Below are 14162 nucleotides of genomic sequence, written 5' to 3' on the forward strand. Positions count from 1 at the left end.
CCCGCTCACGGCAACGGGCCCGGGCCCCCCCAACACCGCCCCCCCCCCCCCTTCGCGGGTGGGGGGGGGGGCCGGGGGGTCCCCACCCCCCCCCCCCCCGCCAGGCCGGTCAGCGCGCGGAGGGACCACCCTGCGCTGACTCACGTTGAGCGCCGTCGGGGGCCCTGCCCCACAGGACGGCGCCGGCCGCGTTGGTGAGAACGATCCGGTCGGTGATCGCCGGCTGGGCGCCACCGGATGGCAGGCCCGAGTAGGACCAGTCGTTGCTGGGGTCCCAGGTGCCGCTGCTGGTGACGCGGACCTGGATCTCCTTGCGGTAGCGGGACTGCCCGCCCGGGATGATCGCGTCGGGACACGCGACCTCGACGTAGTACACGGTCCCGGCGTGCTGCCTGGGCGTCGACGCGGGCCCGCACTGGTTGTAGTTCGTGGTGACGGTCAGCTGCGCGGGGGTCGTGGTGCCGTCGAGGGTGAAGTAGTAGCGGACCTTCCCGCCGGACACCGCGCGGGCTGGCCACGCCGACGTGTTCACCACGTACAGCTTCACCTCGGTGAACGTCGAACTCTGCTGCGTCGCCGCGCCCTGGACGTAGATCTCCGGGCCGTCCGGGGTCTCGGCGACCGGGAAGTTCGCGAGCGGGGTGCCGCCGTACTCGTCGTACAGCTTGGCGAGCGCGCCGGTGTAGGCGGCGTTGTAGTCGAGCGCGACCTCGTTGGCGACGTAGTCCTGTCGGCTGTCGGTGTAGCTGTCGCTCGCGCTCGGGCCACCGACCAGCGCGCCGTACAGCACGTGGCGGCTCTGCGCCGGTTCCTGGATGTTGTCGGTCCAGCTGCCGTGCGCGGTGCGGTGGTGCGGGTTGCGCGGCGGGTTCTGCCCGAACCCGACCATGTAGCTGGCGTTGCGCGGGTTCTGGCCGAGCGTGTAGTTGATCTGCCGGACGCCGAAGTCGTGGTAGCGGGCCCTGCGTTCGGGATCGGTGACGTTCTCGCTGTGCACCAGCGCGGCGAACGCGGTGTTGGCCGCGTACCGCAGCGAGCCCCACGTGTCGAGGTGCGCGAGACCGCCGGGGGAGTAGCGGATGCGCTGACCGTTGTAGCCGGTGGTCCAGTAGTCGAGCCAGCGGTTGGCGTCCGCGAAGTACTGTTCCTGGCCGGTCAGCTCGGCCAGGAGCACGTAGGCGCCGTAGGCCTTGTCGTCCCACGCGATCGTCCACCGGTAGGACTTCGTGTTCGTCTGCTGCTCGTTGGACAGGTTCGGGTACTCCGCCTCGGCCTTCGCGAGGTAGGCCGGGTCGCCGGTGGCGCGGTAGAGCCAGATCGCGCCCCACACCAGCTCGTCGGCGTACCCGCTCCACGAGCGGTAGAAGTTCGCGGCGTCGGTGATGCAGTCGCTGTAGCGCCCGCGTCGCTGGTCGGCGAACGTGTAGAGCTGCTTGGCGTGCGTGAGCAGGGTGTCCGCGTACGCGGGGTCGTCGGCGAACACCATCGAGGCGGCGGCCATCGCGGCGGCGGACTCACCCGCGAGGTCGGAGCCGGGGCAGCCGGCGTCGATCTTGTACGACGGGCGGGCCATCGGCATCACCTCGGCCGGGCCCCACCACTGGTGGTCGGCGTTGCCGTTGCCCACCTGCCCGTACAGCACCTGCGGTTGCGGGTGCGCCTTGATGAGCCAGTCCATGCCCCAGCGCAGGTTCGCCTTCAGCGGCGCGAGCTGGCCGGACCGCTGGAACGCCGCGGGTTCCTCCAGCGCGCCCCACGCCAGCATGGTCATGCTCGCGCTGAACGGGAGGCCGAACTTCACGTGGTCACCGGCGTCGTAGAAGCCGCCGGACAGGTCGATGCCGACGTCGGCGCCGTCGGTGAGCGCCGAGTCGCCGCGCCAGTTGACGCGGTTGTCCGCCCCGAGGTCGCCGGAGCGTTGCGCGTCGTAGAACCAGATCGACTTCTGCAGCGCCTCGCCGTAGTTGAACGCGGGCGCGGCCTGCGCGGTCGCGGGTGCCGCGAGCAGGCCGGCCAGCACGGCGAGCGCAGTGAGCAGGGGTGCAGGGGTGCGCACTGAGTGCCTCCTCGCTGAGGGCTGGGAGCGCTCCCAGAAGGGTAACGCTCGATCCGCTCATTTGGGAAGAGTGGAATCCGCCGTCGGTGGGAAAGCTTGTGGCGGATGCGATTTCGGAGTAGAGCAGAAAGGTATGAGGCGTCTCGCCACCGCATTGTTGATCTCCACGAGCGTGCTCGCGGCCTGTTCCGCGCCCACGCCGACGGCCGCCAGGGGCGCCGAGGCGCTGGGCGCGCGGCTGACCACAATGGACGAGCTGGTCGACTGGATGGAAGACACGGCAGGGGAATGCGCGCAGGTCAGGGCACGTGCCATTGGAGAGCTGACCGACTTCGTCGGGCCGGACATCGCCGCGCGCATCTCACCGCACGTCTCGGAATGGGCGACCTGTCGCGTCTCACCGGAATTCCCGGTGGTCGGACTTGTCTTGTTCAGTGGCGATGAGCAGCGAAAATTTCAGGAATCGTGGCGCGACGCGATGAGCGCGGGCGAGATCGCCGACGGGCCGGCGTTCGCCTTCGGCAACGGGTTCGCCGTGTCGCAGGGTTTTCTCGGCACCGCCAAGCTGGGGCTGTACTACTTCCGGTGCGAAACGACCGACCCCCGCGTGCACCAGGTGCCCGCGGACGTCGAGGGTTGTGTGTTCGCGAACCCGGAGCACGGGCACCACTGAAGCCGCCGCTCCAATGGGGCCGGTAGGCTACGGGCTCGAACAGGCGAGGGTCGGTGCCGTCGTAGTGCCCGACGTGTTGGCGGTCAGGCCGAACGACTGCGAACCGCCCGCGGGGATCGACCCGTTCCAGCCCGCGTTGCTCACCGTGGCCTGGCTGCCGAGGCTGTCCGTGGTGAGCGAACCGTTCCAGACGCTGGTGATCGTGGTCCCGTTCGACACCGCCCAGCCGACCCGCCAGCCGTTCAGCGTGGTCGTGCCCGGGTTCCGCACGGTGACCTCGGCCTGGTAGCCGCCGTTCCAGGAGCCGGTGGTCGCCCACGACGCCGTGCACGCGCCGTTCGGCGGCTCGCCGGAGTCCGGCGGGTCGTCCACCTCGCCGACACCGGTGACCTCACCGTTGCCGCCGTCGAACACGACGTCCGAGCAGCCGTAGAAGGTCTCCGAACTGTCGGACCGCTTCCACACCGAGTAGATGACGTGCTTCCCCGACTTGCCCGTGGGGAAGTCGCCGGTCCACTGGTACTGCCCGTTCTCCGAGCCCACCTGGCCGGTGACCGGCGGGTGGTCCACGGTCAGGAACGGCTGGTCCTCCAGGTCGTCCCACCGCAGTGGCCGGCTCGGGTCGTACCCGTCCTTGGTGACGTACAGGTAGAACCAGCCGGGGTGTGCGGCCCACGCGTTGTACGAGAAGCCGAAGCTCGCGCCCGCCGTGAGGTGGGTCTGCGGCCAGTTCCCCGCGCGGTCGTAGCCCGCGAAGCTCGGGTTGCCGCCCGAGCAGAGCTGACCGTCCGGGATGAAACCCTCCGTGCGGCCCGCCCCGTCGGAACGGAGCACGGAGAACCAGTTGTAGAGCGAGTTGTCCCCGCTCTGTGCCACCGCCGCCGCGCACGCCGAGTTCTTCGGCACGATGTTGCCCTGCTCGGTCCGGCCGTCCTTCCAGCACAGGAACGTCCTGCTCCCGGGCTTCATCATCGCGCCGTGTGCGGCGGCCGGTTGTGGGTTCAGCGTCACGGTCAGCAGGCCGGCCACCATCATGGTGACGACGACCAGGACCGCCCTCATTGCCTTTCTCCGTGTCATGGTGCCTTCTTTCTGACAGCACTGGGAGCGCTCCCAGTCCCGGCACCATAGCGCGGCCGCCGCATCGGGCGAACGGGGCCAAACGAGTGAGAAAGTTCCCGTGGGAGGTCATTCTGAGTGACGGTCTTCCGTGTCGCGAGGTGTCGCGTTAGATTGTGGGAGCGCTCCCAAAGAATCGGACTCCGAAAGGATCACGACGTGGTGATCAAGAAATGGCGGCGCTTACTGCTGCCTGCTGTCATCGGCGCGGTCGTCGCGGTTGCACCGGGAGCGCCCTCAGCGGCGTCGGAAGCAGCCGAGTACGAGCGGCTCGTGAACGGCGACTTCTCCTCCGGAAGCGCCGATCCGTGGTGGACGGGCGCGAACACACGTGGTTCGGTGACGGGCGGCGAGTACTGCGTCGACGTCACCGGCGGCACGGCCAACGGCTACGACGCGCTGTCCGGCCAGAACGGCGTGCCCTACGAGGCAGGTCAGTCGTACACGCTGACGTTCGACGCCAGGTCCACCGTCGAGCAGCCGATCTCCGCGGTGGCCGGCGAGGCGGTCGAGCCGTACCGGCAGATCGCGCGCACCGACGTCACCGTCACGCCGGTCACGCAGACCTTCACGTTCACCTTCGACTCCACACTGGACTTCCCGGCGGCAGGCAACGGACAGTTCGCGTTCTGGTTCGGCGGCCAGTCGTTCGACAACACGGTCTGCGTCGACAACGTGTCGCTGGTCGGCGGCGTGCTGCCGCCGGGAGGACTGGAACCGGCCGCACCGCTGCGGGTCAACCAGGTCGCCTACGTGCCTGGCCTGCCGAAGAAGGCGAGCCTCGCGACCGACGCGACGACCCCGCTCCCGTGGACGCTGCGCGACAGCGCGGGCACGTCCGTCGCCACCGGCCAGACCACCCCGCTCGGCCGGGACGCGGCGTCGGGCGAGAACGTCCACGCGATCGACTTCTCCTCGTTCGACCGGCAGGGCACCGGCTACACGCTGGCGGTCGGCGACGAGGTGAGCCACCCGTTCGACATCTCCGCCACCGCGATGACCGACCTGCGGTACGACTCGCTCGCGTTCTTCTACCACCAGCGCAGCGGCACCCCGATCGAAGCCCAGTACGTGGGCACGGAGTACGCGCGGCCCGCCGGTCACGTGAACGTGGCGCCCAACCGCGGTGACGACGACGTGCCGTGCCGCGCCGACCTGAACTGCGGCTACACGCTCGACGTCCGCGGCGGCTGGTACGACGCGGGCGACCACGGCAAGTACGTGGTGAACGGCGGCATCTCCGCGTGGCAGCTGCAGAACAGCTACGAGCGCGCGGCGCTGGTCGGCGACGAGGAGGCGCTCGGCGACGGCACCCTCGCGATCCCCGAGCGGGCCAACGGCGTGCCGGACGTGCTGGACGAGGCGCGCTGGGAGGTCGAGTTCCTGCTGAGCATGCAGGTCCCCGACGGGCAGCCGCTCGCGGGCATGGCCCACCACAAGATCCACGACGAGCAGTGGACCGGGCTGCCGACGCTGCCGCACGAGGACGCACAACCCCGGCGGCTGTCCGCACCGAGCACCGCCGCGACGCTGAACCTGGCGGCCGTGGCGGCGCAGGCGTCGCGCCTGTGGGCGCCGTACGACGCGGAGTTCTCGGCCCGCGCGCTCGCCGCGGCGGAGAAGGCGTACGCGGCGGCGAAGGCGAACCCGAACCGGATCGCCGACCCGAACGACGGCACCGGCGGCGGCGCCTACAGCGACCCGACGGTGACCGACGAGTTCTACTGGGCGGCGGCCGAGCTGTACGTGACGACCGGCCGGTACCGCACGGACGTCGAGGGGTCGCCGTTGTTCGGCGGCGAGAGCTTCAGCGTGCGCGGGTTCGACTGGGGCTCGACGGGTCCTCTGGGTGACGTGTCGCTCCTGCTGACCCCAGGCGACCTGCCGACGGACGGGATCCGCGCGGCGGTCCTGTCCACAGCGGACGCACACCTGGCGAACATGGCGGGCATGGGGCACCCCGCGCCGTACCGGACTGCGGACGGCGGGTACGAGTGGGGGTCGAACGGCCTCGTCGCCAACAACGGCATGGTGCTGGGCCTCGCCTACGACCTGACCAGCACCCCGAAGTACCGCGACGGCGCGTTCGCCACGATGGACTACCTGCTGGGCCGCAACCCGGTGAACTACTCGTACGTGTCCGGCTGGGGTGACCAGCCGGTGCGCAACGTGCACCACCGGCACTGGGCGAACCAGCTGGACCCGTCGCTGCCGATCGCGCCGCCCGGCGCCCTGTCCGGCGGACCGAACAGCGCACTGCAGGACCCGGTGGCGCAGCGGATGCTGCAGGGTTGCCCGGCGCAGCGGTGCTGGGTCGACCACATCGAGGCGTACTCGCTGAACGAGGTGACGGTCAACTGGAACTCGGCGCTCGCGTGGCTGTCGAACTGGACGGCCGAGCACACCGTGCCCCCGGTGTCGGCGGGCGGTTGCGAGGTCGGTTATGCGGCGTCGACGTGGCAGACCGGGCTGACCGCCCAGCTGACGATCACGAACACCGGCACCACGGCGTGGGACGGCTGGCGGCTGGAGTTCGGCTTCTCCGGCGACGAACGGCTCCAGTACGGGTGGAGCGCCACGTGGGCGCAGACCGAGCGGGCGATGCGGGCCGACGCCGTCGAGTGGAACAAGCGCGTGGCCCCGGGCGCGTCGGTGACGGTCGGCTTCAACGCGAGCAAGTCCGGTGCGCACGTCGCGCCGACCGCGTTCACGGTCAACGGGGAGCGGTGCACGACGAGCTAGCCAAGGTGGGTGCGGCCGGTTCACCAGGCAGGGTGGGCCTGGTGAACCGGCCGCGGTCCCACCGCGACGAGCTGTTCACGCGGACTCGCGGCACACCAGTTCGGTCGGCAGGATCACGGGGCTCAGCTTCGCGTCCGGGTCCCGCAACTGGGTGATCAGCAGCTTCGCCAGCTCGCGGCCCATCTGCGGGATCGGCTGGCTCACGCTGGTGAGCATGGGATCGGTGTTGCGGGCCAGATCCGAGTCGTCGAAGCCGATCACCGCGACGTCGTCCGGCACACGACGACCAGCCGCGCGGAGGGCCTTCAACGCGCCCGCCGCCATCAGGTCGCTCGCGGCGAACACCGCGTCCAGCTCCGGGTCCTTCGCCAGCAGCTCCCTGGTCGCCGACTCGCCGCTGGCCTGGCCGAAGTCGCCCGCCGCGACCAGGCGGGTCACGCCACGCTTGCCACGCAGCGCCGCCCGGTAGCCGGCGAGGCGGTCGATACCGGCGGCCATGTCCTGCGGGCCGGTGATCGTCGCGATGCGGCGACGGCCCTGGCGGTACAGGTACTCGACGGCGGTCCGCGCGCCCGACTCGTTGTCCGCGTCCACGTACGGGACCGCGCCGATGTCGGACATCGGCCTGCCGTTCAGCGCCACCGGGGCGCCCGCCGCGATGATGTTGCGGGGGAGCGGGTCGTCACCGTGCAGCGAGATGAGGATGACGCCGTCGACGTGGCCGTTGCGCACCTGCTGCTCGACCTTGCCGTGCTGACGTGCCGTGTTGGCCATCATCAGGTTGAGCTGCAGCGGCGTGGACGACAGCTCCTGGCTCAGGCCGCGCACGAGGTTGACGAAGAACGGTTCGCCGAACACTCGGTCCTCGGACTCCGACACCACCAGCAGCACCGTGTCCGACCGCCGGGTCACCAGGCTGCGCGCCGCCTGGTTGGGCACGTACCCGAGCTTGCGGATCGCGTCCTGTACCGCCTTGAGCGCCCACGGGCTCACCTCGAGTGAGCCGTTCACCACGCGGGACGCCGTCCCGCGCGACACGTTCGCCTCTATCGCCACCTGTTCCAGAGTCGGGCGCCCGCTCGCCCGTGACCGTCGTCCTTCGCTCACCCCGCACACTCCCGCATTCCGCCATGATACTGGGAGCCTTCCCACGCCGCGGTTCCTTGACTGCGCGTGGCGAACCGTGCACACTCAGGCAGCGGGCACATTTGGGAACGCTCCCATCCAGTTCCACACGGATTTCTCCGGAGGTATGGATGGTGTTCAGGCAGTACATACTCAAAACGGCGGTGGTGGCGTTCGCCGCGCTGGCGCTGGTCCCCGCGAACCCGGACCCGGCGCAGGCCGCGCCCACCGGGTTCTACGTCGACCCGCAGACCAACGCGGCCCGCTGGGTCGCCGCCAACCCGAACGACGGCCGGGCCGCGGTCATCCGCGACCGCATCGCGAACGTGCCGCAGGCGCGCTGGTTCACCACGACCAACACGAGCACGGTCCGCGGTGAGGTCGACGCGTTCGTCGGCGCGGCGGCCGCGGCCGACCGGATCCCGATCATGGTCGTCTACAACATCCCCAACCGGGACTGCGGTGGCGCGAGCTCGGGCGGCGCGCCGTCCCACAGCGCCTACCGGGCGTGGGTGGACCAGGTGGCCGCCGGGCTCGCGGGGCGGCCGGCGTACATCGTGCTCGAACCCGACGTCCTGCCGTTGATGACCAACTGCCAGGACGCGAACCAGCAGGCGGAGACCCGCGCGTCGATGGCGTACGCCGGCAAGCGGCTCAAGGCGGGGTCGGCGCAGGCCAGGGTGTACTTCGACATCGGCCACTCCGCGTGGCTGTCACCGGGCGAGGCCGCCGCGCGCCTGCGGGCCGCGGACATCTTCGCGAGCGCGGACGGCATCTCCACCAACGTGTCGAACTACCGCACCACGGCCGACGAGGTGGCCTTCGCCAAGGCGGTGCTCGGCAACCTCGGCGACAGCAGGCTGCGCGCGGTCGTCGACACCAGCCGCAACGGCAACGGGCCCGCGGGCAGCGAGTGGTGCGACCCGCCCGGTCGCCGCATCGGTACGCCGAGCACCACCAACACCGGCGACGGCCAGATCGACGCGTTCCTGTGGGTGAAGCTGCCGGGCGAGGCCGACGGCTGCATCGCACCCGCCGGGCAGTTCGTACCGCAGCGCGCGTACGAGCTGGCCACTTCCTGAAATACGCGGCGAGAATATCGGCGGGCACCTCCGTGGTGCTCGCCGATATTCTCGTTCGGCAACGATTCACGAAGTTCGCACCAATGGTCTAACGTCGCCGGGCGAACGGCGGCAGTGGCGCCGGACACGCTCGGACCGTGCGCATCGACCACTGAACGCCTCCTGAACGGAGCAATGGGAAAAGGTCTTACCAGACAACGGAATCACGTTCCGTCCTATCGTCGCGCCACGGACGGGTCCAACGGACTTCGCGATTGCCGACGGGATCGTTACAGTCGATCGCTGGGAGCGTTCCCAAATACTCCCCGAATATCTCACGACAAAGGAGTCATCATGCGTTCTGCCTCGGTACGAGGCGCCCCGCGAAAGGGGCTGATACGTGGCATGGCGGTCGCCGTCGCGTTCGCTTCGGTGTCGCTGTTCACCGGCACGGCCACCGCCGCCGCGGCACCCGCCCCGCGCGTGGACAACCCGTACGCGGGGGCCAAGGTGTACGTGAACCCCGAGTGGTCCGCCAAGGCCGCCGCCGAGCCGGGCGGCAGCCGCGTCGCGAACCAGCCGACCGGTGTGTGGCTCGACCGGATCGCGGCGATCAACGGCGTGAACGGCGGCATGGGCCTGCGTGACCACCTGGACGAGGCCGTGTCCCAGTCCGGCGGCCAGCCGACGGTGATCCAGCTCGTCGTCTACAACCTGCCGGGCCGCGACTGCTCCGCGCTGGCGTCCAACGGTGAGCTGGGCCCCGAGGAGCTGCCGAGGTACAAGGCGGAGTTCATCGACCCGATCGCGGCGATCCTCGCCGACCCGGCGTACGCGAACCTGCGGATCGTCACGGTCGTCGAGATCGACTCGCTGCCGAACCTGGTCACCAACACCTCCGGCAGGCCGACCGCGGTGCCCGCGTGCGACGTGATGAAGCAGAACGGCAACTACGTCAAGGGCATCGGCTACGCGCTCGCCAAGTTCGGCGCGATCGAGAACGTCTACAACTACCTCGACGCCGCGCACCACGGCTGGATCGGCTGGGACGACAACTTCGGTGCGTCGGCCGAGCTGTTCGCCCAGGCCGCGCGGGCCGAGGGCAGCACGACCGCCAACGTGCACGGGTTCATCACCAACACGGCGAACTACTCGCCGACCCGCGAGCCGCACTACACCATCGACGACACGGTGAACGGCACGTCGGTGCGCCAGTCCAGGTGGGTCGACTGGAACCGGTACGTCGACGAGCTGTCCTTCGCGCAGGCGTTCCGGCAGCGGCTCGTGCAGGCCGGGTTCGACTCGGGCGTCGGCATGCTCATCGACACCTCGCGCAACGGCTGGGGCGGCAGCACACGCCCGACCGGCCCGGGCCCGCTGACGTCGGTGGACGAGTACGTCAACGGTGGCCGGATCGACCGCCGCATCCACAAGGGCAACTGGTGCAACCAGTCCGGCGCGGGCCTCGGCGAACGACCGGCGGCGGCACCGGCGTCGGGCATCGACGCGTTCGTGTGGATGAAGCCGCCGGGCGAGTCGGACGGCGCGAGCCGCGAGATCCCGAACGACGAGGGCAAGGGCTTCGACCGGATGTGCGACCCCACGTACGAGGGCAACCCGCTGAACGGCAACAACCCGCCCGGTTCGCTGCCGGACGCCCCGCTGTCGGGGCACTGGTTCTCCGCCCAGTTCCAGGAGCTGCTGCGCAACGCGTACCCACCGCTGTGACCGGCCAGGAAAGGAGAGAGAGGATGTCCATCCGAGCCCGAGCGGCAACCGTGCTGGCCGCGGCGGCCGCGCTGCTGGTCACGGGTGCGCTGCCCGCGTCCGGCCACGGCAACGCGACCGACCCGCCGTCACGCAACTACGGTTGCTGGCAGCGCTGGGGCAGCGACTTCCAGAACCCCGCCATGGCGACCGAGGACCCGATGTGCTGGCAGGCATGGCAGGCCGACACGAACGCCATGTGGAACTGGAACGGCCTGTACCGCGAGAACGTGGCGGGCAACCACCAGGCCGTCATCCCCGACGGACAGCTGTGCTCCGCGGGCCGCACCCAGAACGGCAGATACGCCGCGATGGACACCGTCGGCGACTGGAAGGCGGCGAACAAGCCGAGAGACTTCACGGTCAACGTCTACGACCAGGCACTACACGGAGCCGACTACTACCGGGTCTACATCACCAGACAGGGCTTCGACCCACTGACACAACCGCTGCGGTGGTCGGACCTGGAACTGGTCACCGAGGTGGGCAGAACACCACCACAGAGCAACACGGTGATCCCGGTGAACGCGGGCGACCGCACCGGCCGCCACATCGTGTACACGATCTGGCAGGCAAGCCACCTGGACCAGTCGTACTACTTCTGCAGTGACGTCAACTTCACCAGCTGACCCACAAAACGGCCACCTTCCCGCCCAAGTGGCGGAAAGGTGGCCACCAGCATCAGCGGTGCGCACACGGCCGAGTTCCCGAAACTGACGGCCGCGCTGCCCGCGGTGACCTTCACCGTCCCGGTGAATCCGCCCTGCCACCGTGAAACTACCGGACGGCGATCTCCGCGCCGAGGCGTGCGCCGCCCTCCAGTTCGAGGTCGTCGCCGCTCCAGAAACGGCCCGGGTCGAACCAGTTCGCTCGGCGCCTCGTCGGCAGCAGCTCCATCTCCTGGTAGGTGAGCGCGACGACCTCCGCGCAGTACGCGGTCTCCAGCTTCGCGTCCGACGCCGGGGTGCGCGGGATCGGCGCGCGGCCGATCAGCCAACGCGAGAACAACCGGGCGGTCGAGGGGAACGGCGTGCCGTCGAGCCGGGCCACGGCTCGCAGGGCGGCGTCCTCCATCGCGGTGTCCGCGGCCGGGTCGAGCTGGCGCAGCCACGCCAGCTGCCGGTAGCGGGTCGTCCACTGGACCACAGCCGCGCGCAGGTCGTGCAGTTGCACGCCGCGGTGGTGGGCGCCGGTCCACAGGTCGCGCAGGGACTTGCCCAGCTCGGCGTGCCACATCAGCGGCGGCAGGTCCTCGATCACGATCGCCATGCCGACGTGGTTGACCGGGCTGTTCGTGGTCAACCGGATCGTGCGGTCCGCGGCGGTGCTGCCGCGGAACAGCCACACATCACCCGTACGGGTGAGTTCGACGGCCTCGTCCAGTGCCAGTGCCACACCGGTAGCCTAGGCCCGTGCGCTGGTGGAAGATCGTCGGACTCGCGGGGCTCGCCGGAGTCGCCGCGACCGGGGTGGCGGTCGCGCGTGCTGAGCGCAAACGCCGTGCGTACACCCCCGACGAGATCCGCGCCCGCCTCCACGCCCGCGTCGCCGAATCGGCCAAGAACTGACCGGTCCACCGCGTTCGCCGGTGAATTCGTGCCATCCGGGCGTGCGGTTTCCATCCACTTCTCATCCATGTCGCGCGGGAAACATTGTGCCGTCGCCACGCGACTGGACGAGGTGAGGTATGGGAGGAGAGCCCGGATGACAGCCGTCCTGACGGACCTGATCAGCGATCTCAAGCTGTTGCGCAAGGGCCGCGGCCTGTTCGTCAGCCGTATCGACGAGAGAGTCGGCACGACGTTGCGGACCGTCTGCGACGTCACCGATTCCGACGGCCCCGCCGAGATCCGGAACAAGGTGGGGGAGCGGCTCGGCAGCTGGGCGAAGAAGCTCCCGCCGGACCTGCGGCTGGCGGTGATGGCCGCGTTCGCGATCGCCCCGGACGCCCGCCTCCCGCTCTACCAGGACCGGGTGAACCTCGCCGCCCAGAAGCTCAACCGCGACCCGCGCACGGCGCGCAGGAGGATCGACGACGGCATCCACCACCTCGCCCAGGTGGCGGCCGCGTTCGCGCCGAGGCCGGGTGCCGTCCCGCACGGCGCCACCCGGTGGCACAACGAGGAACTGCGCGTGACGCTCGCCCTCGACCGGGATCGCCCTGAGGTGCTGGAACAGCGCCGCATCGTCGCCGACGTCGACGATCTGTCCGAAGTGGACATCACGGTGCCGGGTGCGGCGATCGCCGTGGACCTGTTCCACGGCGGCACGCTCGTGCCCCGCACGGACCGGCGGCCCGGCTACTCGCTGCGCCTGCCGGAACCGTTGCAGCACGGGCAGTCCCACGACCTCGCGCTGCGCGCCAAGCTCGGCCGCGACCAGCACACCCGGCCCTGGTTCGTGCGCGTGCTCGAGCACCCGTGCGCCACGCTCGACCTGCGCGTCCGCTTCGACCGCCGCCGCGTCCCGGCGCGGATCATCACGTTCGAGCACGTCCAGCCCCGCGACCTCGGCTCCGCCACGGGCGGCGTCACCGTCTACGCCGACGCGGCGGCGGAGGTGCAGGCGTCGTTCACCGACCTGGCCCCCGGCATGGCATACGGTGTCCGCTGGGACGTGGCGAGAGCCGGGAGGGGCGACGATGGAGCGGGCGTTCTGGCTGCGCGAGCCAGGCCGAGGCGAGATCAGGCCAGTTGAGCTGCCGGCGCCGGGCGACGGTGACGTGCTCGTGCGGACCGTCTACTCCGCGGTCAGCAGGGGCACCGAGGCGCTCGTGTTCCGCGGCCGGGTGCCCGCGAGCCAGCACGACGTGATGCGCGCGCCGTTCCAGGAGGGCGATTTCCCCGCCCCCGTGAAGTACGGCTACCTGAATGTGGGCGTCGTCGAGAGTGGACCGCCGGAGCTCGTCGGCCGGACCGTGTTCTGCCTGTATCCCCACCAGACCCGTTACGTCGTGCCGTCGGCGGCGGTGACCGTCGTGCCCGACGCGGTGCCCGCCGCGCGTGCGGTGCTCGCGGGCACCGTCGAGACCGCGCTCAACGCCGTGTGGGACGCCGCGCCCCAGGTCGGGGACCGGATCGCGGTCGTCGGCGCCGGCATGGTGGGGTCGTCCGTCGCCGCGATCCTGGGACGCCTGCCCGCGGTGCGGGTGCAGCTGGTCGACGTCGACCCGTCGCGAGCGAAGATCGCCGAGGCCATCGGGGTGGACTTCGCGTTGCCCGGCGACGCGCTCGACGGCTGCGACCTCGTCGTGCACGCCAGTGCGTCCGATGCCGGGCTGGGCAGGGCGCTGGAGTTGCTGCGTCCGGAAGGCGTGTGCGTCGAACTGAGCTGGTACGGGGACCGGCGGGTGGCCGTGCCGCTGGGGGAGTGGTTCCACTCGCGGCGCCTCACGATCCGCGCCAGCCAGGTCGGGGCCGTGTCGCCGAACCGGCCGCGCAGCCACGCGGAACGCCTGGCCACGGCACTCGAACTGCTCGCGGATCCGGGCTTCGACGCGCTGGTCACGGCGGAGTGCCGCTTCGACGAGCTACCCGCCGCGCTGCCCGCGTTGATCAGTGGTGAACCGTCTTCGGCCTGCCTGCGTGTTACCTACGACAGCGACTGAGTCGAGCGTAGG

At 70.4% G+C, this 14162-nt stretch carries 12 protein-coding genes; 8 read left to right on the top strand and 4 right to left on the bottom strand.

Translation table 11 applies throughout. From position 1 onward, the window contains the following. Positions 1–109 precede the first annotated feature (109 nt). Positions 110–2056, bottom strand: a complete 1947-nt coding sequence (locus ACIBVP_RS03020; protein WP_396104268.1) for a glycoside hydrolase family 9 protein — start codon at positions 2054–2056, stop codon at positions 110–112. A 133-nt stretch (positions 2057–2189) separates the two neighbouring features. On the opposite strand from ACIBVP_RS03020, the gene ACIBVP_RS03025 reads away from it, so the two are divergent. Then, entirely contained in the window at positions 2190–2729 is a 540-nt protein-coding gene (locus tag ACIBVP_RS03025; protein ID WP_396104269.1) for a hypothetical protein, read from the top strand. Positions 2730–2756: 27 nt separating this feature from the next. On the opposite strand, the gene ACIBVP_RS03030 is transcribed toward ACIBVP_RS03025, so the two are convergent. Continuing rightward, complete coding sequence (locus tag ACIBVP_RS03030) at positions 2757–3791, bottom strand: lytic polysaccharide monooxygenase (RefSeq protein WP_396104270.1); 1035 nt, start codon at positions 3789–3791, stop codon at positions 2757–2759. Between the two features lie 216 nt (positions 3792–4007). On the opposite strand from ACIBVP_RS03030, the gene ACIBVP_RS03035 reads away from it, so the two are divergent. Continuing rightward, positions 4008–6590, top strand: a complete 2583-nt coding sequence (locus tag ACIBVP_RS03035; RefSeq protein WP_396104271.1) for a glycoside hydrolase family 9 protein — start codon at positions 4008–4010, stop codon at positions 6588–6590. 75 nt (positions 6591–6665) lie between these two features. On the opposite strand, the gene ACIBVP_RS03040 is transcribed toward ACIBVP_RS03035, so the two are convergent. Next, positions 6666–7646, bottom strand: coding sequence for a LacI family DNA-binding transcriptional regulator (locus ACIBVP_RS03040; protein ID WP_396104272.1), 981 nt, complete (start codon positions 7644–7646; stop codon positions 6666–6668). 200 nt (positions 7647–7846) lie between these two features. Between ACIBVP_RS03040 and ACIBVP_RS03045 the strand changes: the two genes are divergently transcribed. The 3 genes from ACIBVP_RS03045 (at position 7847) to ACIBVP_RS03055 (ending at position 11172) form a co-directional block, all read left to right on the top strand. Continuing rightward, positions 7847–8797 (top strand): glycoside hydrolase family 6 protein, encoded by a 951-nt coding sequence (locus ACIBVP_RS03045; protein WP_396104273.1) that lies wholly within the window; start codon positions 7847–7849, stop codon positions 8795–8797. 333 nt (positions 8798–9130) lie between these two features. After that, entirely contained in the window at positions 9131–10504 is a 1374-nt protein-coding gene (locus ACIBVP_RS03050) for a glycoside hydrolase family 6 protein (protein WP_396104274.1), read from the top strand. 23 nt (positions 10505–10527) lie between these two features. After that, a complete protein-coding gene (locus ACIBVP_RS03055; protein WP_396104275.1) occupies positions 10528–11172 on the top strand; it encodes a lytic polysaccharide monooxygenase in 645 nt (214 codons plus the stop codon). A 148-nt stretch (positions 11173–11320) separates the two neighbouring features. On the opposite strand, the gene ACIBVP_RS03060 is transcribed toward ACIBVP_RS03055, so the two are convergent. Next, complete coding sequence (locus ACIBVP_RS03060) at positions 11321–11938, bottom strand: hypothetical protein (protein ID WP_396104276.1); 618 nt, start codon at positions 11936–11938, stop codon at positions 11321–11323. Positions 11939–11955: 17 nt separating this feature from the next. Between ACIBVP_RS03060 and ACIBVP_RS03065 the strand changes: the two genes are divergently transcribed. The 3 genes from ACIBVP_RS03065 (at position 11956) to ACIBVP_RS03075 (ending at position 14150) form a co-directional block, all read left to right on the top strand. Then, a complete protein-coding gene (locus ACIBVP_RS03065; protein ID WP_396104277.1) occupies positions 11956–12111 on the top strand; it encodes a hypothetical protein in 156 nt (51 codons plus the stop codon). 136 nt (positions 12112–12247) lie between these two features. Next, positions 12248–13240, top strand: a complete 993-nt coding sequence (locus ACIBVP_RS03070) for a hypothetical protein (RefSeq protein WP_396104278.1) — start codon at positions 12248–12250, stop codon at positions 13238–13240. Then, complete coding sequence (locus tag ACIBVP_RS03075) at positions 13185–14150, top strand: zinc-binding alcohol dehydrogenase (RefSeq protein WP_396104279.1); 966 nt, start codon at positions 13185–13187, stop codon at positions 14148–14150. Before ACIBVP_RS03070 ends, ACIBVP_RS03075 begins: the two co-directional genes overlap by 56 nt. Positions 14151–14162 lie beyond the last annotated feature (12 nt).

The sequence above is a fragment of the Actinophytocola sp. NPDC049390 genome (assembly GCF_044466355.1).
GTDB lineage: Bacteria > Actinomycetota > Actinomycetes > Mycobacteriales > Pseudonocardiaceae > Actinophytocola.

Excerpts from the sequence above, each read along its gene's own strand:
- ACIBVP_RS03055 (WP_396104275.1), top strand. The coding sequence starts at position 10,528 with ATGTCCATCCGAGCCCGAGCGGCAACCGTGCTGGCCGCGGCGGCCGCG.
- ACIBVP_RS03050 (WP_396104274.1), top strand. The coding sequence starts at position 9,131 with ATGCGTTCTGCCTCGGTACGAGGCGCCCCGCGAAAGGGGCTGATACGT.
- ACIBVP_RS03025 (WP_396104269.1), top strand. The coding sequence starts at position 2,190 with ATGAGGCGTCTCGCCACCGCATTGTTGATCTCCACGAGCGTGCTCGCG.
- ACIBVP_RS03045 (WP_396104273.1), top strand. The coding sequence starts at position 7,847 with ATGGTGTTCAGGCAGTACATACTCAAAACGGCGGTGGTGGCGTTCGCC.
- ACIBVP_RS03075 (WP_396104279.1), top strand. The coding sequence starts at position 13,185 with ATGGAGCGGGCGTTCTGGCTGCGCGAGCCAGGCCGAGGCGAGATCAGG.
- ACIBVP_RS03030 (WP_396104270.1), bottom strand. The coding sequence starts at position 3,791 with ATGAGGGCGGTCCTGGTCGTCGTCACCATGATGGTGGCCGGCCTGCTG.
- ACIBVP_RS03070 (WP_396104278.1), top strand. The coding sequence starts at position 12,248 with ATGACAGCCGTCCTGACGGACCTGATCAGCGATCTCAAGCTGTTGCGC.